22 protein-coding genes are annotated in these 24,999 nt (G+C 47.1%); 16 read left to right on the top strand and 6 right to left on the bottom strand.

What is annotated here, in order from left to right; translation table 11 throughout:
* The first annotated feature begins 196 nt into the window (after positions 1-196).
* From O9139_RS19110 to O9139_RS19060, 11 genes are all read left to right on the top strand, one after another.
* The gene (locus tag O9139_RS19110) at positions 197-1,498 is read left to right on the top strand and encodes an ABC transporter substrate-binding protein (protein ID WP_270881064.1); all 1,302 of its coding nucleotides are present in this window, start codon (positions 197-199) and stop codon (positions 1,496-1,498) included.
* 73 nt (positions 1,499-1,571) lie between these two features.
* Entirely contained in the window at positions 1,572-2,441 is an 870-nt protein-coding gene (locus O9139_RS19105; protein WP_270881063.1) for a carbohydrate ABC transporter permease, read from the top strand.
* Positions 2,441-3,481 carry a carbohydrate ABC transporter permease gene (locus O9139_RS19100; RefSeq protein ID WP_270881062.1) on the top strand — a complete coding sequence of 347 codons (1,041 nt, stop codon included), beginning with the start codon at positions 2,441-2,443 and terminating at the stop codon, positions 3,479-3,481. Before O9139_RS19105 ends, O9139_RS19100 begins: the two co-directional genes overlap by 1 nt.
* Before the next feature lie 12 nt (positions 3,482-3,493).
* Positions 3,494-4,597 (top strand): ABC transporter ATP-binding protein, encoded by a 1,104-nt coding sequence (locus tag O9139_RS19095; RefSeq protein WP_270881061.1) that lies wholly within the window; start codon positions 3,494-3,496, stop codon positions 4,595-4,597.
* A 16-nt stretch (positions 4,598-4,613) separates the two neighbouring features.
* Positions 4,614-6,305, top strand: a complete 1,692-nt coding sequence (locus O9139_RS19090) for a sugar phosphorylase (RefSeq protein ID WP_270881060.1) — start codon at positions 4,614-4,616, stop codon at positions 6,303-6,305.
* A gap of 14 nt (positions 6,306-6,319) precedes the next feature.
* Positions 6,320-7,459, top strand: coding sequence for a glycerate kinase (locus O9139_RS19085; RefSeq protein ID WP_270881059.1), 1,140 nt, complete (start codon positions 6,320-6,322; stop codon positions 7,457-7,459).
* A gap of 26 nt (positions 7,460-7,485) precedes the next feature.
* Complete coding sequence (locus tag O9139_RS19080; RefSeq protein ID WP_270881058.1) at positions 7,486-9,150, top strand: MGH1-like glycoside hydrolase domain-containing protein; 1,665 nt, start codon at positions 7,486-7,488, stop codon at positions 9,148-9,150.
* Positions 9,151-9,552: 402 nt separating this feature from the next.
* Positions 9,553-9,849 carry a hypothetical protein gene (locus O9139_RS19075; RefSeq protein WP_270881057.1) on the top strand — a complete coding sequence of 99 codons (297 nt, stop codon included), beginning with the start codon at positions 9,553-9,555 and terminating at the stop codon, positions 9,847-9,849.
* A gap of 480 nt (positions 9,850-10,329) precedes the next feature.
* Positions 10,330-11,253, top strand: a complete 924-nt coding sequence (locus O9139_RS19070; RefSeq protein ID WP_270881056.1) for an NAD(P)/FAD-dependent oxidoreductase — start codon at positions 10,330-10,332, stop codon at positions 11,251-11,253.
* 33 nt (positions 11,254-11,286) lie between these two features.
* On the top strand, positions 11,287-11,526 hold the full coding sequence (locus O9139_RS19065; RefSeq protein ID WP_270881055.1) for a glutaredoxin family protein: 240 nt from the start codon (positions 11,287-11,289) through the stop codon (positions 11,524-11,526).
* Positions 11,527-11,652: 126 nt separating this feature from the next.
* Complete coding sequence (locus O9139_RS19060) at positions 11,653-11,919, top strand: hypothetical protein (RefSeq protein ID WP_270881054.1); 267 nt, start codon at positions 11,653-11,655, stop codon at positions 11,917-11,919.
* A gap of 57 nt (positions 11,920-11,976) precedes the next feature.
* Here the strand turns inward: O9139_RS19060 and O9139_RS19055 are convergent, their stop codons facing one another.
* Positions 11,977-12,213: an AbrB/MazE/SpoVT family DNA-binding domain-containing protein gene (locus tag O9139_RS19055; protein ID WP_270881053.1), complete on the bottom strand. Its 237-nt coding sequence runs from the start codon at positions 12,211-12,213 to the stop codon at positions 11,977-11,979.
* Between the two features lie 914 nt (positions 12,214-13,127).
* Here O9139_RS19055 and O9139_RS19050 point away from each other — a divergent pair.
* Positions 13,128-13,658, top strand: coding sequence for a hemerythrin domain-containing protein (locus O9139_RS19050; protein WP_270881052.1), 531 nt, complete (start codon positions 13,128-13,130; stop codon positions 13,656-13,658).
* A gap of 57 nt (positions 13,659-13,715) precedes the next feature.
* Here O9139_RS19050 and trhO read toward each other — a convergent pair whose 3' ends face one another.
* The gene (gene trhO / locus O9139_RS19045) at positions 13,716-14,621 is read right to left on the bottom strand and encodes an oxygen-dependent tRNA uridine(34) hydroxylase TrhO (protein WP_270881051.1); all 906 of its coding nucleotides are present in this window, start codon (positions 14,619-14,621) and stop codon (positions 13,716-13,718) included.
* A gap of 108 nt (positions 14,622-14,729) precedes the next feature.
* Positions 14,730-18,476 carry a response regulator gene (locus tag O9139_RS19040; protein WP_270881050.1) on the bottom strand — a complete coding sequence of 1,249 codons (3,747 nt, stop codon included), beginning with the start codon at positions 18,474-18,476 and terminating at the stop codon, positions 14,730-14,732.
* A gap of 160 nt (positions 18,477-18,636) precedes the next feature.
* Here O9139_RS19040 and O9139_RS19035 point away from each other — a divergent pair, with 160 nt between their 5' ends.
* The 4 genes from O9139_RS19035 to O9139_RS19020 all read left to right on the top strand — a co-directional run bounded on the left by O9139_RS19035 (position 18,637) and on the right by O9139_RS19020 (position 23,045).
* Positions 18,637-20,343, top strand: coding sequence for a methyl-accepting chemotaxis protein (locus O9139_RS19035; RefSeq protein WP_270881049.1), 1,707 nt, complete (start codon positions 18,637-18,639; stop codon positions 20,341-20,343).
* Positions 20,344-20,575: 232 nt separating this feature from the next.
* Positions 20,576-20,890 carry an SPW repeat domain-containing protein gene (locus O9139_RS19030; RefSeq protein WP_270881048.1) on the top strand — a complete coding sequence of 105 codons (315 nt, stop codon included), beginning with the start codon at positions 20,576-20,578 and terminating at the stop codon, positions 20,888-20,890.
* Positions 20,891-21,023: 133 nt separating this feature from the next.
* Positions 21,024-22,481, top strand: a complete 1,458-nt coding sequence (locus O9139_RS19025; RefSeq protein ID WP_270881047.1) for a nicotinate phosphoribosyltransferase — start codon at positions 21,024-21,026, stop codon at positions 22,479-22,481.
* Between the two features lie 66 nt (positions 22,482-22,547).
* Complete coding sequence (locus tag O9139_RS19020; protein WP_270881046.1) at positions 22,548-23,045, top strand: hypothetical protein; 498 nt, start codon at positions 22,548-22,550, stop codon at positions 23,043-23,045.
* Positions 23,046-23,385: 340 nt separating this feature from the next.
* Here the strand turns inward: O9139_RS19020 and O9139_RS19015 are convergent, their stop codons facing one another.
* The 3 genes from O9139_RS19015 to O9139_RS19005 form a co-directional block, all read right to left on the bottom strand.
* Positions 23,386-23,550 (bottom strand): hypothetical protein, encoded by a 165-nt coding sequence (locus O9139_RS19015; protein ID WP_270881045.1) that lies wholly within the window; start codon positions 23,548-23,550, stop codon positions 23,386-23,388.
* Positions 23,551-23,654: 104 nt separating this feature from the next.
* Positions 23,655-24,449 carry a hypothetical protein gene (locus tag O9139_RS19010; protein WP_270881044.1) on the bottom strand — a complete coding sequence of 265 codons (795 nt, stop codon included), beginning with the start codon at positions 24,447-24,449 and terminating at the stop codon, positions 23,655-23,657.
* 160 nt (positions 24,450-24,609) lie between these two features.
* Positions 24,610-24,816, bottom strand: a complete 207-nt coding sequence (locus O9139_RS19005; RefSeq protein WP_377526517.1) for a hypothetical protein — start codon at positions 24,814-24,816, stop codon at positions 24,610-24,612.
* Positions 24,817-24,999: the final 183 nt, after the last annotated feature.

The raw sequence follows: 24,999 nt of genomic DNA, 5'->3' as shown, positions 1-24,999 counted from the left end.
TTATTCATGGGAGCGGTTTTACAAGGTGAATTTTTAAGTATGGAAGAGATTATATTTTTTTTATGTTCTGTGGGAGCGCTACCATTTGTGGAGGATTTCTTTAAAAATAAAGGGGGACTTTTCCAAGCTTACTTTGAGCAAACATGCGGTCAAGTTTTTGAATATTACACTATTAATTCACCCAGGAGGACTAACAATGAAAAAAATCTTTACAGTGTCCATGGCAGTAGTTTTAGGAACAAGTATACTTTTAGCTGGTTGCGGCAGTTCAAGCACTAGCCCTAAAAGCAGCAGCGCGGCTAATGAGACAAAGAAACCTGAACAGCCAAAGACATTAAAAATTATTTTTACAAACGCGCAGCAGCCTTCTGAAAAAGAATACGTGTTGAACACTTACGTTAAAAACTTCGAGAAGAAGTATAACGTGAAGGTTGATGCTGAGATTATTCCTCAAGCTGACTTAATTACGAAAGTGTTCACGGAACAACAATCTGGCAACGTAGTTACCGATGTTGTAGTCGTTGATACTGCGAATATGGCTCCGTATATGAATGGCGGCTGGACACAGGATATTTCGAAGATTGTAACAGATTCTGGTGTGACGTTAACGAATATGTTCGACTCGACGACAAACAAAGATGGTAAAAGATTCTTTGCTCCAATTTCGTTTGATGTTTATTTAACAATGGCTAACAAGAAGGCTTTGAAATATCTTCCGGCTGGTTTAACGGATAAAGATGTGGTAAATGGACTTACATGGGATCAATATACAGACTGGGCAGTTGCTATTGCAAAAGGTGAAGGTACAGGTAAAACGATGTTCCCTGCAAACCAGACGAGCTCTCAGTTGTTATATCCTTTGGGCGGTATGGGGTTAGCTTATGGGGCGCAATTCCCGCAATTTGACAATGCTGGCTTCATGGATGCCATGAAAAACGTTGAAAAAATGGCAAAAGGCAACGCCTTTTATGCGGAACAAGCCCAATACACTTCACCAACAGATCCGATGAAGAAAGGCGATGTTTGGTTAGCATTTGCACACATGGGTCCTCTAGGAGTTGCCTATACGGCTTCGCCAAATGATTTTATTATCGGTGCGGCGCCAAAAGGTCCTAAGGGAGCTGGTTCTACAGCGGGAGCTTGGACGGTCGGTATTCAAAAAGGTACGAAAAACCAACAAGCTGCAGAACAGTTTGTGAAATATGTAATGGATCCGAAAGTGGATTATGAATATACGGTTGCTATGGGTGGATACCTGAGCCCAATCAAACAAGTTAGTGATTTGCTTGAACCAACGGATGTTATTCAAACTGCCGGTTCCAAAATGCTCGAAAACACGATTATTTCAGGTGTGCCTGCAACATCGTATTCCGACTGGAACGCTGTAAAATTACTTTATGGTGCTCTATTCAATAAGATTTTAAAAGATAAAACTTTACCAGATGCTGCATATTTCAAAGATTTACAGGGAAAAATGGATGCATTGAAAAAACAGTAAATATGCAAACTATTTAAGTTGAGTGAGGGGAATTTTCCCTCCTCAATTTTTTTCAGAAGGTGGGAATACGAGAATGAATAAAAAGGCGATCCCCTATTTGTTGCTTCTACCGACTTTTATATTTTATTCGGTATTTTGGCTAACTCCAGTCGCTGCAGGTATGAAGGAGGTTTTCATAGATATTAATGAGAACTTCTCGTTAACCGAAAACTTTAAGTTAATGTTTCAATCCGAATTGTTTGGACAATCCGTACTTAATACCGCTTTATTCGTTGCTATATCCGTTGTACTGCAATATGTACTCGCACTAACCTTAGCGGTGTTACTTAGCAGGAAGTTTAAGGGCGCAAAAACGCTGATGTTTATTTCTATGATTCCAATGGCAGTTACACCTACTGCGGTTGCGATTCTTTGGAAAACAGGTTTGATTAGCGATGGTTGGATTAACTCAACTTTAGTGACCTTGCATCTGATAAAAGAACCTATTTCTTTTTTAAGCGCTGATGGCTTTTCGGCGTTACTGCTTATTATTTTAATCGATACGTGGACAGTCACCCCTTCGGTCATGATTATTTTGGTAGCTGGTTTACAAGGTATGCAGAAGGAGTTTAAAGAAGCTGCCTATTCCTTTGGGGCAGATAAATGGAGAATTTTTAAAGATATTACCCTTCCCATGCTTAAACCATCGATTGTGACTTCAATTATTTTGCGATTAATTGCTGCTATTCAAGTTTGGGCAATTGCCGTTATGGTTTTGGGATATAGTAAGGTACCGTTCTTAGTTGAACGTGTGGCATTTTATGTAGACGCTGTTCCTGGTTTAGAGACGAGCCGGAAACTGGCTTTCACGTTGTCGTTTACAACTACGGTTATTGTTCTTATTGTTTCACTCATCTATTTGAAAGTTACAAAGAAAAGTTCAGTGGCAGGGGGCAAAAAATAGTGAATAGACTCAATTTGATCCAAAAAACAGTAATGAGCCTAATCCTGTCTGCTATGGTCATCACCGTTGTTGTTCCGATTATATTCTTTCTATCGGTTTCATTTTCAAACGATTTTGAAATGAATGAGTTTCCAAAAAATCTTATTCCAAGCACTTCTGTTACCGTTAAGGTAGCTCCTACCGAACAGGGACTGTATGAGATTTTTTATAATAATGGCGAAGGATATCGTTCCATTATAACCACAGCAAATCCGATAAAATTAGAAACTTTCTTTAATCGACAATTTGCGGTAACAATTCCAGGCGAACAGTTAATTGAACAATTCAGTAAAACGAAAGAAAATGGCCCGATGGAATTTACGCTTAAAAAAGATATGTTCTATAACTTTAAACAATTTTTCACGATTGCGACAAAAGCAAAAAGTGCGCTTGTGAATAGTATATTAGTCTCGATTTACACAATTATTATATCGTTAACAATTGGCAGTTTAGCTGGATATGCAATGGCCAGATATAATTTTAAGTTCAAAGAAACCATCAATGTTACGCTTCTCATTGTTCGTATGTTCCCCGTTGTGGGAATTAGCATTCCTATGGCGATCTTACTGATTAACTTTGGTTTATTTGATACCTTATGGGGCTTGTCGATTCTGTATTCGATCCCTAACATCGCGTTAACAGCATGGATCACGTCGAGTATCTTTGTAGGCATTAACAAGGAGTTGGAGGAAGCTTCATTTATTTTTGGAGCGAATAGTTTCCATACGTTTATGAAAATAACTTTGCCGTTGGCGTTTCCGGCGCTGGCAGCTAGCTCTATGTATGCATTTTTAACTGCATGGAACGATACAATTTCTGCTTTAATTCTTACCAATGAAAACCAAACGTTAGCCTTAGTTGTTTATAAAGCAATTGGCACTTCAAGCAGTAGCATTCAATATGCCGCTGCAGGCAGTCTAATCTTAATTATTCCTGCCTTGATATTTACTTTTATTGTAAGGAAGTATGTAAACCAGATGTGGGGCGGAGTAGAAGTATAGGAGGGGAAATCAATGAGCTATTTAGTGCTAAAAGATCTTGAAAAGAGATATACAAAAGATGGTAATTTAATCGTTAATAAAATGAACCTTTCGATTGAAAAGGGCGAATTTATCGTATTTCTAGGTCCTTCCGGTTGCGGAAAAACGACAACAATTCGGATGATTTCTGGTTTGGAAGACGTTAGTGGCGGAGAAATCCTTATTGAAGGTGAAAATATTTTGGGTAAAAAGCCAAAAGATAGAGGCGTATCGATGATTTTTCAAAGTTACGCGGTTTGGCCCCATATGACGGTTTTCGAAAATATTGCGTACCCCTTGAAACTGCAAAAACTTCCAAAAGCCGAAATTAAGGAACGCGTTCATGCTGCTGCTGAAGCTTCGGATATTACGGCATTGCTTGATCGATACCCTGCACAAATGTCGGGCGGTCAAAGACAAAGGGTTGCGGTTGCACGGGCCATTGTTATCAAGCCGAAACTTTTCTTGATGGACGAGCCTTTATCCAACTTGGATGCCAAACTAAGGGTATCCATGAGAACAGAGCTTAAAAATATTCATACGCGCGAAAACTCTACTTCCATCTTCGTCACACATGACCAATCAGAGGCGATGAGCTTAGCGGATCGCATTGTTGTCATGAATAAAGGCATTATTGAGCAGATTGGTACACCAATGGAAGTGTATCAAGATAGTGCAACAAAGTTTGTCGCTTCATTTATTGGTACACCGCCAACGAATTTCTATGAAGTGAGGATTGAAAAGAGAGAAGATGGGCTATATGCAATTGCAACAGGATTTGAGTATAAAGTTCCTGATCGTTTAGTTCCTGCATTGCTGCCATACACGAATAAAAAGGTGGATTTGGGGGTTCGTCCTGAATTTGTTGGTGTCTCCCTGGAAAAAACGCAATCATCGGATCATCTATGCGAATCGGTTATTCAGTTCGTTGAACCCCAAGGGACGCATGCTATATTAATCACCGATATTGGTGGTGTTGAGACAAAAATCATGACAATCGACCATATGGAAATTAGACCCAACACCAAGGTTTCATTATTTGTGAAAAATGGAAATGTCATGTTCTTTGATATCGAAACGACGCAAAGAATTAAATAATTATTGGAGATGGACTATGAATAGAGATAAAGTACTTCAAAGTATTAAAGGTAAATTGAAGCTAATATATAAGCAAAATTATAAAACAGACTACTTGGATTCACTGATTGAGCTCATTTCGAAATGGGAGAAAGCAAACTGGGCACAAAATGATCAGATCACTCAAAAAAATGTTTACTTCATTACCTATGGGGATAGTATTTATGAAAATGGCGTCCCTACCTTAGAAACGTTAAATAAATTCTTGAAAGATCACGTGAATGGAGTCATCACAGACGTTCATTTGCTGCCTATGTTTGAGTATACTTCTGACGATGGATTTTCCGTTGTAGACTATCGCCAGATTGATGCTAATTTAGGAGATTGGAGTCACATTCACTCTTTTGCCAAGGATTTTAGAATGATGTATGACTTTGTAGCGAACCATTTATCTAAAAGCAGTTCGTGGTTCCAAGGCTATTTGAATGATGAGGAACAGTACAAAGATTTTTTTATCCCACACGATGAAAATTTTGATTACTCTAAAGTTGTACGTCCTAGAACTTCACCGTTGTTCCACGAGTATAAGGGGAAAAATGGTTTGAAAACGGCATGGACAACCTTCAGCGAGGATCAAGTTGACGTTAATCCTAAAAGCTTCTCCATGTTGAAGGAGTTAACCGATGTCATTCTCCTCTATGCTAACAAAGGTGCTTCCAGCATTCGATTAGACGCTATCGGATTTCTTTGGAAAGAATCTGGAACTAATTGCATGCACTTGGAAGAGACGCATGAAATTATTAAACTTTGGCGTATCCTGTTAGACTACTTCAAAAAAGATACACAAATTATTACAGAGACCAATGTACCTCATAAAGAGAACATCAGCTATTTAGGAAATGGAACGGATGAGGCACATATGGTGTATCAGTTTGCACTGCCTCCTTTAGTACTCCATACCATGACTACTCATGATTCAAGTAAGTTAACGAGCTGGGCAAAGACGATCGATAAAGTGTCTGAAACGGCAACTTATTTTAACTTTTTAGCAAGTCATGATGGAATCGGTGTAAGAGCTACTGAAGGAATATTAACGGATGAAGAAAGAAAAGCACTTGTCGATAAAGTTGTAGAAAATGGCGGTAGAGTCTCCTATAAGAACAATACTGACGGCACACAATCTGTTTACGAGTTGAATATTAATTATTTCGATGCACTTGTCAATCAGGCAGAAGACCGCACATTAGATATGAAAATTAAAAAGATGATTGCTGCACATTCTATACTTTTCTCGTTTATAGGCGTACCAGCTATTTACTACAATTCTTTAATTGGATCAACAAATGATTATAAAGGACTTGAGCAATCTGGTATTAACAGAAGAATTAATCGAGAAAAGTTTGAGGTTAGTTACATTAGAGATGCGCTAGTTAATGATGAAAGAAGAAGCAAAGTATTTAAAAGTCTGTCAGAATTGATTCAATTAAGACAGGCTGAGAGTGCATTCTCGCCGTATGCAAGTCAAAAAGTTGTAGATCTCGGTCCAGCTTTCTTTGCATTGGAGAGAGAAAATAACCAGACAGGTGAAAAAATTACGTTCATTCTCAATGTTACTGCGGAAAAGAAAGCTGTATCTGCAGCGATCAAAGGCACTAATATTTTGAACAACGTGATCATTGATGGAATGGTTGAACTTGAAGCTTATGAATTTGCATGGATAAAAGCTTAAAAAAGGTGAATCTAATGAACGTAGTCATTGCCCCTGATTCTTTTAAAGGTAGTTTGTCCGCTAAAGAAGTTGCGGAAGCAGTTGAAAAAGGGTTTCTGAAGGTGAGGAAAGATTTAAGAATTACGAAAGTCCCTATGGCTGATGGCGGCGAAGGAACTGTAGAATCATTGGTTGATGCTACGGGCGGGAGAATCATTCATGTGCGCGTCAAAGATCCACTTTTAAGGGAAATAGAGGCGTTCTATGGAATTTTAGGTGATGGAGAGACAGCAGTTATTGAGATGGCTGCTGCCTCGGGGTTGCCATTACTCTTGCCCGAGGAGAGAAATCCACTGGTAACGACAACATATGGCACAGGAGAGCTGATTTTGAGTGCCATTGAAATGGGTTGTAAATCGATCATTCTTGGTCTCGGTGGAAGCGCGACAAATGATGGCGGAACAGGAATGGCTCGTGCATTAGGGGTGAAGTTTTTACGTGCCAACGGACAAGAAATTGATTTTGGCGGCGGCAGCTTGGATCAACTAAAAACGATTGATTGCTCAAGTATGCATCCAAGGCTGAACACAGTCAAATTTATTGTCGCTTGCGATGTAGATAATCCTTTATGTGGGGAGCATGGTGCATCGAACGTTTTTGGTCCACAGAAAGGTGCGACTATGGAAATGGTGGAAACCCTAGATCAAAACCTTCTGCATTATGGGAAGCTGTTGGAAGCGTATATGGAAAAAGAAATAGTTAAATATCCAGGCGCTGGTGCGGCTGGCGGTCTTGGCGCAGGTGTGCTGGCATTTCTAAATGCGGAAATGAAACGAGGAATTGAGATCGTTATGGAAGCCACACAGCTGGAAGAAGCATTGAAAGATGCTGATCTCGTGATTACTGGCGAGGGAATGATCGATTTTCAAACTGCATTTGGCAAAACTCCTCAAGGGGTAGCTAGCTTAGCAAAAAAATATCAAATTCCGGTTATTGCTGTTGCTGGTGCAATCGGACGGGATGCTCATACCTTATTGGACAAGGGATTTGACAGTATCTTTTCTATTGTCGATAAACCGATGCCTCTCCAAGATGCTTTTGAAAGAGCTTCTCAACTGTTGGAGGATACTGCTGAGCGAATTATGAGAACGATTTATTTATTTGCTAACCGGTAAACGGATCGTACGTATAGGAGATGAATATGGAGATGAAACTTTCCAATATTGAAAAGCACCACTTACTGCCAAGAGGTATGTATTTTAATAAAAAATCGTACGAAGATGTTCCGCTTCTTTCCTTTGAAGAAGCACGGAGCAGTTTGCCGAAGCCCATTTACGAGCAGCGTCCGGATTATTTAGAATGCTACTGGAAAGCGTGGGAAATTGCTTACCGCAATCTGCATGTCCCAACGGAGGAAAGTGGTTTTGTCAGCAACTTTATCGACGCTGCTTTCAACCAGGATGTTTTTTTGTGGGATACCGTTTTCATAACCATGTTTTGCAATCTGGCGAATCCGTATATTCCAGGGATTCGGTCACTCGATAACTTCTACTGTAAACAGTTCGATGACGGCGAGATTCCTCGCGAGATGGTTCGCGAAACGGGGAAGGATTTCTTGCCTTGGGTGAATTACGACCGTATGCCGCTGCATTCCTATTTTCATAATCATTATGGACATAGGAAGCTCTTTCAAACAGCAAAGCCGGCATTTGAAGAGATGTTCCAGCCGAATCTTGGACGAACTGTGGGGGTTCCACCCTATCTTACGCTAGATAATCTGAATCATCCGATTATGGCTTGGGCGGAGTTAGAGAGTTTCAAGCATACAGGTGATGTGGCTCGTTTGGAACTTGTGTATGAACCGAATTTGCGTTATTACGATGCGCTAAAATATCATCTGCAAAATCACTTCGGTTTATATGTTACGGACTGGGCAAGTATGGATAACAATCCGCGCAATAGATATTTGGGCAGTGGTGTTGATATCAGCTGCGAGATGGTACTGCTCGCACGCAATTTGATCGACATTGCTAAAGTGCTAATCGACCATTGCGTGAGCAGAGGAGATAACGAGCAAGCGGCCATTTATGCAAGTCAGATTGAGGAGCTTGAAGAAGAAGCTAGCCAATTGACAGAAACGATCAACCGGATGATGTGGAATGACGAAGTAGGCTTTTATTTTGATGTTCAAGATTCAGGAGAGCAGACGTCCGTCAAAACGATTGCGGCGTTCTGGTCGCTTTTGGCCGGGGTAGCAACGAAGGAGCAAGCGGAGAAACTAGCACATTGGCTTAATGATCCGGCCACTTTCAATCGAGTACATAGGGTACCGGTTTGCGCGGCCGATGAAGAGGGTTACGATCCGCGCGGTGGCTACTGGCGGGGTTCTGTCTGGGCTCCAACGAACACTATGGTGATTCGTGGCTTGGAGAATTATGGGTATGATGATCTAGCAAGGGAGATTGCATTGAACCATTTGAATAACGTAGTGCAGGTGTTTAAGGATACCGATACCATTTGGGAAAATTATCCGCCAGATTCCATCGATTCAGGTAACGCTGATAAAACCGATTTTGTTGGATGGTCAGGTATTGCTCCGATCTTGTATTTAATTGAACATGCCATCGGTATAAAGGGTGACGCCAGAAGCAATGAGCTGATTTGGCAGCTTACACCAGGACAAGGAACTATCGGATGTGATCGTTATTGGTTTGCTGGCAAGACTCTCAATCTGCTTGCGACACCTCAGGGTGATGGTTCTTATCGTATTGTCGTTTCCAGTGATGCACCGATTACTTTAAAGGTGAAGCTAGACAATAATGAAGTCGTTCATGAAATAATGGGAAGCTTTGAATTTATAATCTAATCCGATTATCCGAGGACGTAGGCGGGATTTGCTTTGAACGGACGGATTAACGGCAGCCTATTCGGTAGTCAGCGTCAATCTGGAAGTATGGGATCGCAATTTTGTTCCAGGGGGGGAAGGTCGAGTTTTCACTGTACTGGTTCAATGAGACCGGTGAAGCGAGACAGCTGAGGGCACTTGTTTTTATACAGGATTCAAGCACATCGGTTGAATGAGACAGTCAACAGTTGAATGAGGAGCTGGCGTAGTTTTCCAATACTGCGGACTATCAGTAACAGATGCAGAAGATGCACAATTGCTGATGTTATTTTCTGTGTATTGGGAGGCTGCGACCACCGACCCGAAAGTGCGTGAAATGCAGGAGGATGCTATCGACCAAGGTCGTTCCGTCGTTATGTTGAATTGTGGGCCTATCAGGCTTGGTCAAGGCTATTTACCCGGAGACGCACTTGGACCTGCGGGAAAGCGCAGAAAGCGACGGCACTTGCCGAGTGCGGCGTTAATTTAACCAAAACGCCAGTGCTGCAAATTGAGTTTGGTGAAGGCAAAGGCAAGCTGCTACTGTCGCAGCTATTGACGGATGGACGATTGGCTGATGGCTACGGTGCAGATGGCCTGCATGGAGTTCGAAGGACTCGGCTGCGCAGCAGTTTGTGGTTGGCAGCTGAGTATAACCATCCGGCGCCATGTTCTGGATGACATATGCATTCCGCAGGTAAATGTCCGAGATGAAGTCTAATCGCATATGTCTGGTTACATAATCGATAAGGTCAGCTGTCAAAATAAAAAGTTAAAAGTTAGTCAGAAGTACTTCAAAACTAATTTGTAAATCTGACAATTTAGCTCAAAAACCACTTCAAAACTTAATTTGTCATATATTTTCACGAAAAAGCCAGCAACCCTTATGGTTGCTGGCTTCTTGACTTCAGAACTTATTTATCACCCAACATAAAGTACTACGAATTTATCCCCTGTTTTTTTTATGATGTCGGGATTTTCTTGTCGCTAATGAGGATACTTTCTTGTCGTTAGACTCTGATGCTGTTGTTATTATTGTTTATAATTATTATAAAAAAGAATTGACTTTAATCTATTATATTTTTTATAATAATTATTATCTGATATATATTCTCACTTAATAGATAAGGCTTGAGAGTAGAGAGGAGCAATCATAGAATCATGTATGATGTTATCATTGTTGGCGCAGGTCCTGCCGGCGCATCCGCCGCGATTTACACAGCCAGAGGAAATTTGAAGACGCTGGTCATCGATAAAGCTCCGAATACAGGGGCTTTGGCGATTACACATAAGATTGCCAACTATCCGGGAATTACCGGTGAGCTCTCCGGTAAAGAACTGCTCGACACGATGCGTGAGCAAGCCAAAGGTTTCGGCGCGGAGTTCATCCAAACTACGATTACCGATGTGGATGTGGAAGGCGAGACGAAGTATGTGTTCACAGCCGACGGCATGTTCGAGGGCAAAGCGATTATTATCGCCACAGGTTCCAAAGGGCGCAATCGCATGCTGCCAGGCGAGGAGGACTTGCTAGGTCGAGGCGTAAGTACTTGCGCGACGTGTGACGGCGCTTTTTTCACAGGCAAGACGGTGGCGGTGATTGGCGATACGGAGGAAGCCTTGGAAGAGGCGCACGCGCTGACCAAGTTTACGGACAAGATCTATTTTGTCGTTCCACGGTCTGAGCTTCAAGGCGTACATCATGTGCCGGAGCTGCCGAATACGGAGCTGCTGTATAAGACGAAGGCGCTGGAAGTCCTGGGCGATAAAAAAGTGCAAGGCTTAAAGGTACGGACGGCGGCAGGCGCTGAAGAAGTGCTGGACGTTGACGGGGTATTCGTCTTCTTGTCCGGCAGCAAGCCGGGGACGGATTTCCTTCAAGGCCAAGTTCCGCTCGATGAAGAGGGCTTCATGGTGCTCGACAACTCGATGCAATCCCCTGTAGCCGGGGTATTCGGTGCAGGTGAAGTTCGCCGGACGCCGGTCAAACAAGCGGTCGTCGCTGCTGCCGATGGAGCCATTGCCGCCATGGCGGTGGACAAGTTTATTAACAAGCGGACGCAGTTGATTCCGCAGTACAAATAACGATAGAATAAAAGAATAGGGAGATGATCATAGATGTCTAATGTTATTGTTTATTCCAGCACAAACTGCCCATACTGCCAACAGGTGAAAAAGTATTTGAGCGATCAGAACGTCGCTTTCGAAGAAAGAAATATTGATCTGAACGATCAATACGGACAAGAAGTGCACGATATGGGGCTGATGTCGCTGCCGGTTACGGTTATCGGTGAGCATAAGATTCTGGGCCTTAACGTAACTAAGTTGAAAAAAGCATTAGCTGAAGTTGCAAGCTAGTAGCAACAGCAACGAGCAAAGCCTCAGCCGGCTCTCACCCGGGTTGAGGCTTTTTGTTGTTTCGACGCTTTTTAAGTATAATAAGATCGACATCAGATATTTGGGGCAGAGAGGAACGTCGCGTACATGATGCAAGCCATATCAGACAAGTTATTCATGGGGTCTTTAATCTTGCTGATGATCTCCGTTGTAATTAGCGGTGTCGGGTTTCAGTTTATGAATTGGCGCACACAGGCGCCGGAAGATCAGAATGGGGAAACGAAGGGCAACAGCGCCCGCAAGAAAGCTGTCATAGATGCTCAGGACAAAAGCTTGAAGAGAGTGTTCCGTTCCTACTTGCTGTGGATCGCCGTGGCGGGCATGCTGATCTCCATTGTTTTATCTTATTTGTAAGTAAACAAGACAAAGCCTCCATTCATGAGCGTGCTGCTGATAATGGAGGCTTTCTGTTTAGCCGGCTTCATTCATACATTTGTCGCAAACCAATTTCCCTTTGAAATACGTCATATTCTCAAAGTTGCCGCAGAAGATGCAGGCCGGATTATACTTTCTGAGCGTGATCCGCTCCGGATCAACATAAACTTCAATCGCATCCCCGATTTCGATGTGCAGTGTACGTCTCAACTCGATGGGGAGAACAATGCGCCCCAACTCGTCCACTTTTCTAACAATACCCGTCGATTTCATACGGTCTTCCCCCTATTGGATATAATCGAACATACAATTGAGTCATATTCTCAAATATATTCCACATATGAGTCCAAATTCCTTTTATTTACTAAAAAAAGTTGGAATTCTATTATAGTTATAAGTAAAGATAATGGATAAGAGAGGGATGAATCTGATGATAGACCATGTTGTCAAAGAACCCTGCCGCATAGGTTCTTCCTTATTTGCAGTGATATCTTTAACGCAAGAAGTTCGATCGTTATACACGGTTTGACTTAACATAAAAAGTAAAGAATAGAAGTAATAAGTAGCTGTAGGAGTGGAATAAAGTCCCTCAGTTGTAGAAACGATATTTACATGGTTTCACTTATTCCTGCCAAAGCAATAGCTGGAAACATACTTATTCGTTTGTAGTGTTTTTGCTGATATCTTATCTTGTTAGGTGGATGGTGGAAAAACTACAAAAACAACAAGTATAGAGTAAGGTGCATCAAAATTATGGAAAGGGGCCTCTCGGGAAGAACTCCTGAATCGGTCGACGGGACTGTGAAGCTTCAGGGCTACAGCCCCCGAACCAAATCCACCCACCCAAGCGCTGATAGAATCAACACGGTCCAAAGGATGGCGCTAAAAAGTGTGGCCCACATCAGCCCTCTGAAAAGTCTATTCTGCTCCTGATCGTTCAATTTCATTTACTCCTAACTTCGCGTACTAGTGAGAAGTATGGACATAATTTTGGTTTTTAAACACAATAACCCCGCTAGGTTTGAAGCCTCTCGGGGTTATTGTATTCACTTTTTATCGCCTCGGTTACCAGGGTTCCGTTTGACTCGCCGCTCGGATTTATCCTATTTCCTTCGCATGTTCGCCCACCTGTCGCGCATACAATGGTAATGTTGCGTGTGTCAGCTCATTACGAAGGAGGAAGTCGAATGGAATACCGTTTGAGCATTCAAACGAATAGGGAGGATGCAGAACAGGGGGCGTCCTTCCCGGCGATTGTAGCCAGGTGGAAGGAAGAACATCAGCAGATGCGCGGCCAGCTCACGGAAATCCGGAAGACGGCGGCCACCCTGTACTCCCTTGAGGATTGCTCAATAGGCATGTGCAGGCTTATCGAGCTGCAGGACAGTATCTTGTTGCTGATCGAGGACTTGGAGCAGCACTCCGAATGGGAAGAGCAGGAGCTGTTTCCGCGGCTGTATACGTACGTCCATCCCACAACGGCGCTCTCCATGACGCGCTCGATTACGGTGCTTGAGCAGGATCACGATCTGGCCAAGAGGGTTGTGCAGTCTTATGTGGATGGCGTCAATAACATGAAGGTGCCGATAGATGTGGAGTTTTTGCAGCTGATGACCAGTGAGCTGGTGACGGCGTGCCTTATTCTGCTGAAGCATATTACGCTAGAGGAGGAATTGGTTTACCCGCTGACGGATCAGATTTTGAAAAATTTGGCATAAATACGTGAAAAGGCTGTCCCACGCCAGTGTTATGGCAGGAGGACAGCCTTTTTTTTATTATGCTTCCAGGCGAGCCAAAGTGGCATCTTCGCATTCTTTGGAGCAGAAGTGATTGTGCTCCTCTTCGCACGCTTCGCAAACAATATGCTGCAGATGGCAATAATCGTTTGCGCAGTTGATATAGCGGTCTTCCGGCTTGCCGCAATGGTGGCATTTGCCGACGACGACGTCTTCCTCCGTGCGATTGATCGGCACGGAGATGCGCTCGTCGAAGACGTAGCATTTGCCGTCAAAGAGGCGGCCTTGCACTTCAGGATCTTGACCATAAGTCACGATACCGCCGTCAAGCTGATACACTTCCTTGAAGCCTTCCTTGATCAGGAAGCCGGACAATTTCTCACAGCGGATGCCGCCTGTGCAGTAAGTCAGGATCGGCTTATCCTTGTATTCCTGTAGGTTATTGCGGATCCACTCCGGAAACTCCTTCGTCGTCTCTACTTCCGGGCGAATCGCGCCGCGGAAATGGCCGATATCGAATTCATAGTTGTTGCGACCGTCGAGGACAATGACATCCTCCTGCTGCAGCTTCTCATAGAAGTCCTTCGGTTTCAAATGAGTACCGGTAAGATCATTCGGATTCACGTCTTCTTCCAGACGGAACGTCACCAGTTCTTTTTTCGGACGGACAAAAATTTTCTGGAAAGCATGCTTGTCGCTCTCATCGATCTTAAAGACGATGTCCTTGAACAGCGGCATTTGGCGCATCATTTTCATATAAGCATCGGTTTGTTCGACCGTACCGGACAACGTGCCATTGATGCCTTCGCGGGCGATGAGAATACGGCCCTTGACACCAAGCTTTTTGCAGAAAGCCAAATGTTCTTTGGCCAAAGCTTCCGGGTCTTCGACAGTGACAAATTTATAGTATAGCAAAATGCGGTATGGAGCTTCTGAAGCAGTCATCGTAGTCATCTAAATTAAGGACTTTGGAGCGGGGGGCTCCAAGTCTCTCCTTTCTAAGTATAAAAATCAGTTACATCTAATAGTGACATAAATCGACGCAACTTTCAATCAAACCGGGGGCTTTTCAATCATGTGAAAAAATTCCTGTAACGCATCCGACACAACTGCCAGCGCAAGGGTAAGCTGCTCGTCGGTGGCATCCGCGGAGCCGTTCAAAAGGCTTTGCAGCAGCTCTTCCAAATCGGTTGCGGCTTCATAGACGCGATCGGCGGCAAGGCTGCTGGACGTCCCACGAAGCGTATGCGTAAACTGGACGGCTTCGCGGTATTGCTTCTGGGCAATGAGCGATTCGAGCTGCCCGCTTGCCTGCTCATACTGGGCGTGAAACTTCAGCAGCAGCTGTTTATACTGCTGCGGGCTGACGCCCAAGCGCGCCATCGCGCCTGCGGGCGCAAGCCCAGTCGCATCCGTCATGGACTTATCGCGCAAATGGCGGCCGATCACATTGAACAAGCATGACGGGATGATCGGTTTGAGCACGGTGTCATTCATGCCGGCGGCAAGGCATTCTTTGTCCAAGGTGGAATCCGCAGTGACAGCGATGATCGGGACGGACTGATAGCCCGGCATGAGGCGGATTTGCCGCGTAGTCTCGATGCCGTCGAGCCCTGGCATATGGATATCCATCAAGATCAAGTCGTAGACATGGTCGCGCAGCAAGGACAGCGCATCGTATCCGTTATGAGCCACATCGACGAGGCAATGATTGTTTTCGAGCAGGGAGCGGGCCACCGTCTGATTGATCTCATTGTCTTCGACAAGCAGAATATGGTGCTTGTGTTCCGTTTCGCTTACAGCAACCGCTGAATAGGCAGGTTGCGCTTCGCCCTCGGCTTCCCCTGTCCATGGACGCAGGGTCTGATAGATCGCATGTGCCGTAAGCGGCTTGACCAGGATGGCATCGGGCGCGATGTGCGCAGGAAGCCGTTCGAGCGCATCCCGTCCGGGCAAAGTGGTGCACACGACGGTCCGGATGCTCCTGCTCTTGCAGTGCTCGTGCATGCGCCGCCACACATCTTCGCCGTACATATCGGAGGCCTCCATATCGAGAAGTATGACATCCGGAGGCTTCGCCTCCGATTTCATCTGGGCTTCTTGCCAAGAGTAGGCGCCGGTGCTTTCCTCGCACATCCGCTGCAAGCTGTCGACAAGAAAGCTGTGCAGCTGCGGATGATCCTCAACAACGAGGGCGCGCAAAGCCAGTTTAGGCGCTGGCGTCTCCGGCCTGGCCGCTACGGCGAAGGGGACGGTCACCCGGAATTCGCTGCCGAGCTTCGGAGCGCTCCATACCTCGATCGTGCCGTTCATGCCCTCGACCAAGCTTTTGGCGATGACGAGCCCCAGCCCAGTACCGCCATATTTGCGGCTGATCGATCCGTCGGCTTGCACGAACGGCTGGAACAGCCTGCCCAGCTGCTCTTCGTTCATCCCCATGCCGGTATCGATGACGGTGAAAGCCAGCTGGACCCCGGCAGCATCCGTTTCCACGACCTCTACCCGCAGCGTGATCATGCCTTGATCTGTGAATTTGACTGCATTGCTCGTCAAATTCAACAGCACCTGGTACATGCGGAGCGAGTCGCCGATCAAGGACAACGGTACATTTTCACCGATTTGGCACAGGAAATCGATCGGCTTATGCCCCAGCAAGACACTTAATGTTTCACAGACACGGTCAATGGTTTCATCCAAGGCGAACTGGACATGCTCAATGGCCAGCTGCTGCGCTTCGAGCTTGGAGAAGTCGAGAATTCCATTAATAATTTCCGATAAGGCGACAGATGAGGCTGAGATTTTGGTGACATAGTCTCTCTGCAGAGTGGTCATCTCGGTTTGCTTCAACAGGAAGGACATCCCGATAATGCCGTTAAGCGGCGTGCGAATTTCATGGCTCATCCGCGCCAGGAACCGGCTCTTGGCCATGTTGGCTTCGTCGGCCTCCTGCTTGGCGCGAGTCAGCTCTTGATTGGAGCGGACGAGCTCAGTAATGTTGCGCATAATGGCGGAATAGTAGATCTCTCCGCCGTCTGAAGGCTGATGGGAGACAATGATCGATGAGGCCCAGTGCCGCTTGCCGTTTCTCGTCATGAATTCCGCTTCAAATTGCCAGAAGCCTCGCTCTGCCGCGATTTGCAGCCCTTGGTTCAAATCGATGTTGCTCAGCAGCTCGACATAATGCGTGAAATGATGAAACGTGCCATCGTCCTCTTCCGTGAGTGCATATTCCCGGCATGCTTTATTCATATAAAAGATGTGCCCCGTATGATCAAACGAAAAAATGGCATCGTACGCGCTTTCCACGATGGCCAGCAGCCTTTCTTTCAGTTCAGCGGCAGCAATGAGATCGCTGATATCCCGGGCGATGAAGACAAAGCCTTTCGGATCGCCGTTAGGCTGGGTGACGACACTCGTCACCATATGCACATGAATCTTAGCGCCATTCTTGTGGTGCCAAATCCACTCTGACTGCTCCCGCTCTTCAAGCAAGCATTTTGCGACGAGAACGGTACAGTCACTAGGAATGTCGATCCCCAGTTCTTCTGAATACTGGGAGGCGCGTCGTTGCAGCTGTTCCGCATCCACCCATAGAAGCGGCGTCTCCTTATCGATCACTTCTTCTCGCTGATAACCGAGCAGCTCTTCTGCACGCTGATTGAATCGTTTGACAATGAAGGCGGGATTCGTGACGATCATGGCATATTGATTGTTGGTGATAAAAGCATTGAAGGGCTCGAACAGCTCTCGCAGATTAGTGGTCATCCCGTTAACGGATGCAGCGAGCAGTCCCAACTCGTCATCGCTGTGATCTTCCAGCGGCTTGACATAAAAATCGCCTCCAGCGACAGCTTCCGTCACATCTAGAATTTGCCGGATGCGATTGATCACGAAGAAATTAGCCGCCCAATAAATAAGCATAGAGAGCAGCAGCCCGATGCCAACAAGAAGTCCGATCGTCCACCATAGTAATGTGCTGGTGGGAGCTTCGAAGGCGGTCTTCGGCATGGAATAAACCAAATACCGCTGCGAATTCGGGATATGGGCAAAAAACAGATGCACATCGCGGCCGTCAAAGATTTCTTCAATCGCACCCGACTCTTGCGAGATCGCTTTGTTAAAGGCCGCAGCTAATTTCGGATACTTCTCATTAATATTGGTCTTTAAAATTTGTGACGAATCGGTGCTGTGATACAAGATGAGTCCGCTTTTGGACAAAATGACCGTCTTATCGGATCCTTCAGGCGGGTATAAGTGCTGGCGGTACATTTTATCAGCGTCAATGGAAATATCGAGGATGCTCTTCACTTCATTCCGTTCATTAAAAACGGGGGCGGTGATGGAAACGATATACTTCTTCGTCATTCTCCCGATGTGCGGATCGTCAATGTAGGCTTTACCTTTCATGGCTTCTGCAAAACGGGTCAGGCCGGCGATGCTGCCCACTTTGCCGTTGGTTAAATGCAGACGTCCGTTAAGGTCGGCGATGCCCATCGCATAATAGTCGCTGCTCTCTTTGTTCAGCTCTTTATTCAAGAACGCCAGCTGTTCTTCCAGGGAACCGTTTTGAATTTCGCGAATGCGGCTGATCAGCTCCACCTCTTCCCTGCGAACGACCAGGAATTCGTTCAGGTTGTGTGCTGAGTCGGTTACCGAGGAGATCAACTGCTGTTTCATTTGCTGGAGCAGCTTGTCTTTGGATAATAAGTAATTGGCGGTTCCTACCAAGTAAAGCGCGATCGTTGTGGTCAACAGGAGTGCGGCGAGTAATTTGAAGCGAAGCGATGAGGTATTACGCATCCAATAGCCTCCAAATATTTTAGGAAAGTGTTAGGAAATCTAAATCTTTTATAATGTTTGACCCAAAAACATTTAATGAATATCCCTTATGATAAACCAGACAGGCGTTCTGCATGTATAAGGGAAGCCCGATTATTGGCACAAATTCACAGGAGGATGAATGATGCGCTTTACCGTCAGGAAAAAAATGATTGCCGTATTTACGATTATTTTTGTGTTAATCGGGTCTTTAAGTTTAACGGATTTGGAACGGATGTCTGTGCTCAAGGAGAACAACAAAAGTCTGGTAAAAAATTGGCTCAAAGGGATTCAGATTACGGAAGAAATTCACTTCAACACCGAGCATTTGCTTTCGAACTACTTTGGCAAGCAGTTAGAGACGGATGCGAACAAGCAGGCCGCTATGGACAATGATCTTGCTGCTACGATCGCAGGGACCGATAAGCTTGTAGAGAATTATAAGGAAGCGGTTTCGAACGCGGACGATGAGAAAAACTATAATGCGCTAAAACAAGATTGGCAGCAATTTAAAGATGTATTTGCGAAGAGCAAAGAGCTGGCGAAAGATCCTTCGAAAGTGAAGGAGGCGCAGGACAATTTTGCGCAAGTATCCACGACTTTTACCAAGCTGCAGCAAGATGTAGCGCTGATGGTTAAGTTCAATCAAGCTGGCGCTGACGCCGCCGAGCTGGAGAGCAGCGCTCTGTATCAGAAGAGTGTCCTCATATCCGTCACTGTGCTGAGCGTCATCCTGTTGTTCATGCTGGCCGTTTCATTCGTGATGGTGCGGATCATTTCGAAACCGGTTCGTGTGGCATCGGAAGCTTTGACCCGGATCGCGGACGGGGATTTAACCGTACAGCCGTTGCAAGTAAAGAATAAAGATGAAATCGGCACCCTCGTCCAGGCTGTGAATTTAATGGCCGTTAATCTGCGCCAATCCGTTGGACAGATGCTTGAGGCCTCGAACAGCGTAGCGGCATCTTCCCAGCAGCTGTTTGCCAGCTCCGAGCATAATGCTTCGGCTGCGCATCATGTCGCGCAATCGGTTCAGGAGTTGGCGATTGGCGCGGATATGCAGGCGCAGAGCTCGCTGGAAGTCGGACGGGCTGTGGAAGAGATGTCGATTGGCGTCCAGCGCATCGCCGAGACGACTTCGGAGGTTTCCGAGCTGTCGATATCCGCGAACGAACTGGCGAAGCAGGGGACAACGGCGATGCAGCGGGCGATGGCGAAAATGCAAACCGTCAGCCTCTCTGTGGATGCAGCCCACAAAGTGATTCAAGAGCTGGAGAAGCACTCGCAAAACATTGGCCAAATCTCGACCTTGATCGGCAGCATTGCTTCGCAAACGAATCTGCTGGCGCTTAACGCAGCGATCGAAGCGGCACGCGCCGGCGACAGCGGCAAAGGGTTCGCGGTTGTTGCGGGCGAAGTGCGCAAGCTGGCTTCCCAAACGGATGATTCCGTTAGAAGTATTTCCGAATTGATTGTCAACATACAGCGCGATTCGGTTCGTGCTTCTGAAGTCATGCAGTCGGGTATTACAGAGGTGCATGAAGGTTTGACGGAGATCGGCGCTGCCGAGCAAGCTTTTGTGCAAATCGCCAGCGCTTCGGAAGAGGTGGCAGGCAAGATCCAGGAAACGGCGGCTACAGCCGAGCAGATGGCGGCCAGCTCGCAGGAAGTCGCAGCTACGGTTGCTAATGTGGGTTCTGTTGCGCAGCAAACATCCGGCACAGCGCAGATCGTTGCCGCAGCGACGGAGGAGCAGCTTGCCTCGAATGAGGAAATCACCACCTCGGCCAAAGGTCTCGCGACGATTGCCCAGGATCTGCAGCAGGTTGTCGGCGCTTTCCGGATCTAACTGCTGGCGGACGTGACCAACCGTGACAACGGCGATCTACATATCCAGCAAGACGAAGATGTAAACCGTTAGATAGCGAGTCGAGCCATCTTTTGGATAAAAGCAAACCCCTGGTTTGCGCATGGATGCCCATACGTGAAGCCAGGGGTTTATCTATTTCTCTATGGAACTAACACATAGTTGTAAGCGATTGCATAGAATATAACATCTAGCAATTAGGGGGTGCAGCGGGATGACGTTAAAAAATATTTTGTCCGCTTGCTTAGGAGTCTGGTTTTTATTGACGCCGTGGATGTTCGCTTTTACCAATGAGTCCAATGCCTTCTGGCTATGCGTCATTCTGGGCGGTTTGCAAGTGATCTGCTCCTTGCTCGCTTTAGGCAAATCCGGCAGGAATGTTTGGCAGAATTGGGTGTGTTTTTTCATCGGCGCTGTGTTTATCGTGATTCCGAATCTGTTTCATTGGGGATTGTTGGCGTTCTTCTTGTTTGTAGCGCTGGGCTTTTTGACGATGCTTCTCAACTATTCCAATCTGTATGCTGAGTAAAAAGAATTGTACTCGTGAGAGGTGTCGCCATGGAAATGGCGGCTCTTTTTTTATGGTGCGGTCGGTGCGAACAGGAATGGATATAATGGGCAATTGAGGAAAACCTAATAGGCATGAAAGGGATGATTGCTGCATGCACGACTACCATCTGACCCTCCATTCGGATAAATACCAGATCAACATGATGTATGCCCACTGGCTGCAGGGCACGCATCGGCATAAGGCTGTCTTCGAAGTGTACTTCCGCAAGCTGCCGTTTGGCAACGGTTATGGCGTTTTTGCGGGTTTGGAACGGATTGTGCAGTACATACAGAGCATACGTTTTGGCGATGAGGAGATTGCCTACCTGCGGACGCAGGAGGAGCAGTATCAGGAAGCATTTCTGGATGAGTTAAAAAGATTCCGCTTCAATGGAAACTTGAGCTCTGTGCTGGAAGGTACGCTCGTCTTTCCCAGTGAACCCCTGATTCGCGTTGAGGCGGACATGTTCGAGGCGCAGTTCGTGGAGACAGCGATTCTCAACTTCATGAACTACCAGTCGCTGATCGCGACGAAGGCTTCACGCATCAAGCAGGTGGCCCCGCACGATGTGCTGCTGGAGTTCGGCACACGCCGGGCGCAGGAGGCGGATGCCGCCATTTGGGGCGCGAGGGCTGCGTATATCGCAGGCTTCCATGCGACATCGAACATGCGCGCAGGCATGCTATTTGGCATTCCGGCAAAGGGCACGCACGCCCATTCTTGGGTGCAGGCGCACGACAGCGAAGAGGAAGCGTTCCGGCGGTACGCACAGGCGCTGCCTGACGAGGTGACGCTGCTCGTCGACACGTACGACACGCTGCAATCCGGCGTGCCGCATGCGATTGCGACCGCGCGCCTGCTGCAGCAGATGGGCAAGCGGATGAGCGGGATCCGCCTCGACAGCGGCGACTTGGCCTACTTGTCGCAGCAGGCGCGCAAGATGCTGGATGAGGCGGGCTTTCCGGACGTGAAGATCGTCGCTTCGAACGATCTTGACGAGAACATCATCGAGGGCTTGAAGACGCAGGATGCCAAAATCGACGTGTGGGGTGTCGGTACCCAACTGATTACAGCTGCGGACCAGCCCGCCCTCGGCGGGGTGTACAAGCTCGTTGCCCGGGAAAAAGACGGCGACTACGTGCCGGTCATCAAAATCTCGGGCAATCCTGAGAAAGTATCCAATCCCGGCTTCAAGGAAGCGTACCGGATTGTAAATAAGCAGACCGGTAAGGCAGTGGCCGATTATTTGGCGCTGCGTCACGAGACTGATATTCGGGATGGGGAGCGGATTAAGCTTTTTGACCCGGTACATCCCTACATTCACAAATATATCGAAGATTACGAGCCGATTCCGCTGCTGAAGCCGATTTTCTCGGAAGGCAAGCTTGTATATGAGCTGCCCTCGCTGGAGGCTATTCGGACGTACCATGCCGAGCAAAAGGATATGTTTTGGCCGCAGTATCTTCGCAAGCTGAATCCGGCTGTGTATCGGGTGAATTTGAGCACGGCTGCTTGGGAACTGAAGATGGATTTGATTCATCAATATCAAGGGCATCAATTGCATGAATAGCACGAATAAAAATGAATTTTTAACTAAAATTAATATATATTGGAATTTTTGTTGAGGGGGTCTCATATGCATCAGCAAGATCACGAGCAACCGCAGGAAGAGCAAAATCAGGCGGAGCAGTATAGTAACCAGCAGGAACAGCAAGGCCAGTCCGATCAGCAGGGGCAAGGGCAGATGGGCGGGATAGGCGAGACGGGAGAGATGGGTCATGGGGGCCAGGGCCAGGAGAGCCACGGGAGCCACGAGAGCCAGGGGGGACAGATGGGGAATCATGACCAGCAGAGTCATGGTCAAATGGGGCATCAAGGTCACCAGGGTCACGACCAGATGGGACAAGTTTTTCAAGATCAGCAAGAGTTGGAGGCGATCAAAGCCGCAGCCCAGCACGCCGTGAAGATGGCCGAGCAGTACCAGCAGCTTGCTCAAGATATCGAGCAGCAAGTGATTAAAGCGGAGCTGCAGCATACGGAGGAGAAGGCGAAGGAGCTGAAGGAGCAGTTCGTTCAGGCCCAGCAGCTGAAAGAGGAGCTGAAGGAAGAACTGCACGGTGGCGGTGATACATAGAGCGTGGAGGGTAAGACTGCTGTTAGTGCTGGCAGTCTTATTTTGTTGGTTGGGCGTGAATCCCGGGCCGGGACCTAGCTTTAATCTGGTCATCTAGACGCTGGGCGTGCTGCGGAGAACTAGATTAAATCTAGCCATCTTCCACCCCTTCACCAGTCGTACTTTGCATGAGTAGTGGGGATAGTGCTGAGAGTAATATGGGAAAAACGGCGTTGCTCCCCAGTCAACTCGACAGCGAAATGCTGTAGTCCGGTTTTGCCGACATACAGCAGATAGGAAGGGTGTGAGAGCGGCCGTAGTCCGATTTTGCCCAATTACAGGGTTGCTTTGCCCAATAGGCTCAGAAAAAGCGTCTGTAAGTCGGCGAAATCGGACTACTGCGGGCGAATGCATGGATATAGCTGCCGTAAGCCGGCAAATTCGGACTGGAGGGGGTCGACGCGCCAAGCCCGGCCTCGCGCGGGCCGAGCTGCAGGTGCCTGACACGCCGAGCCGCCTCGTACAAGCCCCGCCCCGCCCCGCCCGGCCAGCCGGCCCACGGGACCAACGCGCACTCCCCAGCCGGCCCACGGCACCAACGCGCCCCCCCCAGCCGGGTCCGGCGCACCGCTAGTTCATCAGCGTGATCATCTGATACACCTCGCGGTGATCGCCGGGCAGGACGTGATCGGCGACTTTGAGCTGCGACGAGCCGTCGCCGTCGAGGAACAACCCGTCGACGAGTTCGCCGTCGCCGACCTGTTCCATCACCGCTGAGCGGAACTGCTCGCCGGTGCAAGGCGTAGGCGCCACAACGAGGTAGACGTTGTTGTGCTTGTCATAGACGATGCCGGAGCGCATCCGCTTCTCGTCGATGACCGGCATCTCCTCCGAGACGGCCTGCCGGGCCCAATCGTCGGGATTGCGCAGCCCCATGCTGACGCCGCCCTGCGCCCAATAATGCGCGCGGTCCGTCACCTTCAGCTCATCGGCGGATGCGACGACCTGGATGGTGAAGGTTTGCGCCGGCTCATCCCAAACGAGCGTTCCGCGTTTGCGGTCAATATTGAACCAGCCGGAGCCGTAGTCGCCGGGATTGCCTCGGACCGGCTTGTCGTTGATTACAGCGATGCTGAGCAGATAGCCTTGCCAGAAAAAACCGCCGTTAATACCGTTATCCTGCAGATCGGTGAGATTGCTGGCAATCGCTTTGAGCCCGATATTTTCCGGCGGTGTGCGGATCGTGTGCAGCGTGACACCGTTGCTGGCTTGTTTGACACTATATTCGGAATAGGGTCGCACAGGAGGTGCTGGATGCCGCGTATGCAGCAAAATAATGATCGTTACGAAGAAGCTGAGCAGCATCACGAGAATATAGACGACGAGAGAGGCGGCATTCCATTTACCTGCGCGCAAGCTGTGCATATGAGGCAATCTCCTATTCTTTGGAAATCATCTTTTATACTATGAATCTATGAATCTAGGAGTCTCTTTATGACTAGTTTGCCTGCACACAAAAAAAGAGCCGATCCATCAGCGGTTTCGCTGACAGAACGGCTTTATTTTGTCCTATGTAACTTCCAATTTAAAAGATCGGAATTCTAGCTTTATTGCCATCTTTGGAGTATAGAATCGCCTCCGAGCTGAACAGGTCGACACGTTCCAGGGATTGAACGAGGTTCGTAATCGTTAACTTGTTGTGTCGCAGGGCGCTGATTAAAGAAGGAATTAGTTTGTGGTCTGTTCCGACAAAGTGAACGGTAATTGGCTTCATGTTAAAGAGGATGTTCATCCGCAACTCGTTTCAGCTCCTATTAATAAATTTTATCAACTGTTACAGAGTAACACCTCCCCTTTGCTTTGTCCGTCGATTATTGTTGTCGAAATTACACTGCTTTTGATCTAAAAATTTTATAGGGACAGCCGATGGTACTGCTTGCCGTCATAGCTGAAAGGAGCTCGAAATACCGATGTG

The organism is Paenibacillus aestuarii, from assembly GCF_027789125.1.
GTDB classification, from domain to species: domain Bacteria; phylum Bacillota; class Bacilli; order Paenibacillales; family NBRC-103111; genus Paenibacillus_E; species Paenibacillus_E aestuarii.
This window is presented reverse-complemented; position numbering and strand designations above follow the sequence as displayed.

Coding starts and splice junctions, on each gene's coding strand:
- O9139_RS19060 (WP_270881054.1), top strand. CDS start 11,653: ATGATGCAAGCCATATCAGACAAGTTATTCATGGGGTCTTTAATCTTG.
- O9139_RS19025 (WP_270881047.1), top strand. CDS start 21,024: ATGCACGACTACCATCTGACCCTCCATTCGGATAAATACCAGATCAAC.
- O9139_RS19030 (WP_270881048.1), top strand. CDS start 20,576: ATGACGTTAAAAAATATTTTGTCCGCTTGCTTAGGAGTCTGGTTTTTA.
- O9139_RS19070 (WP_270881056.1), top strand. CDS start 10,330: ATGTATGATGTTATCATTGTTGGCGCAGGTCCTGCCGGCGCATCCGCC.
- O9139_RS19090 (WP_270881060.1), top strand. CDS start 4,614: ATGAATAGAGATAAAGTACTTCAAAGTATTAAAGGTAAATTGAAGCTA.
- O9139_RS19020 (WP_270881046.1), top strand. CDS start 22,548: ATGCATCAGCAAGATCACGAGCAACCGCAGGAAGAGCAAAATCAGGCG.
- O9139_RS19050 (WP_270881052.1), top strand. CDS start 13,128: ATGGAATACCGTTTGAGCATTCAAACGAATAGGGAGGATGCAGAACAG.
- O9139_RS19085 (WP_270881059.1), top strand. CDS start 6,320: ATGAACGTAGTCATTGCCCCTGATTCTTTTAAAGGTAGTTTGTCCGCT.
- O9139_RS19005 (WP_377526517.1), bottom strand. CDS start 24,816: ATGAACATCCTCTTTAACATGAAGCCAATTACCGTTCACTTTGTCGGA.
- O9139_RS19105 (WP_270881063.1), top strand. CDS start 1,572: ATGAATAAAAAGGCGATCCCCTATTTGTTGCTTCTACCGACTTTTATA.
- O9139_RS19110 (WP_270881064.1), top strand. CDS start 197: ATGAAAAAAATCTTTACAGTGTCCATGGCAGTAGTTTTAGGAACAAGT.
- O9139_RS19065 (WP_270881055.1), top strand. CDS start 11,287: ATGTCTAATGTTATTGTTTATTCCAGCACAAACTGCCCATACTGCCAA.
- O9139_RS19055 (WP_270881053.1), bottom strand. CDS start 12,213: ATGAAATCGACGGGTATTGTTAGAAAAGTGGACGAGTTGGGGCGCATT.
- O9139_RS19095 (WP_270881061.1), top strand. CDS start 3,494: ATGAGCTATTTAGTGCTAAAAGATCTTGAAAAGAGATATACAAAAGAT.
- trhO (WP_270881051.1), bottom strand. CDS start 14,621: ATGACTGCTTCAGAAGCTCCATACCGCATTTTGCTATACTATAAATTT.
- O9139_RS19040 (WP_270881050.1), bottom strand. CDS start 18,476: ATGCGTAATACCTCATCGCTTCGCTTCAAATTACTCGCCGCACTCCTG.
- O9139_RS19010 (WP_270881044.1), bottom strand. CDS start 24,449: ATGCACAGCTTGCGCGCAGGTAAATGGAATGCCGCCTCTCTCGTCGTC.
- O9139_RS19035 (WP_270881049.1), top strand. CDS start 18,637: ATGATGCGCTTTACCGTCAGGAAAAAAATGATTGCCGTATTTACGATT.
- O9139_RS19080 (WP_270881058.1), top strand. CDS start 7,486: ATGGAGATGAAACTTTCCAATATTGAAAAGCACCACTTACTGCCAAGA.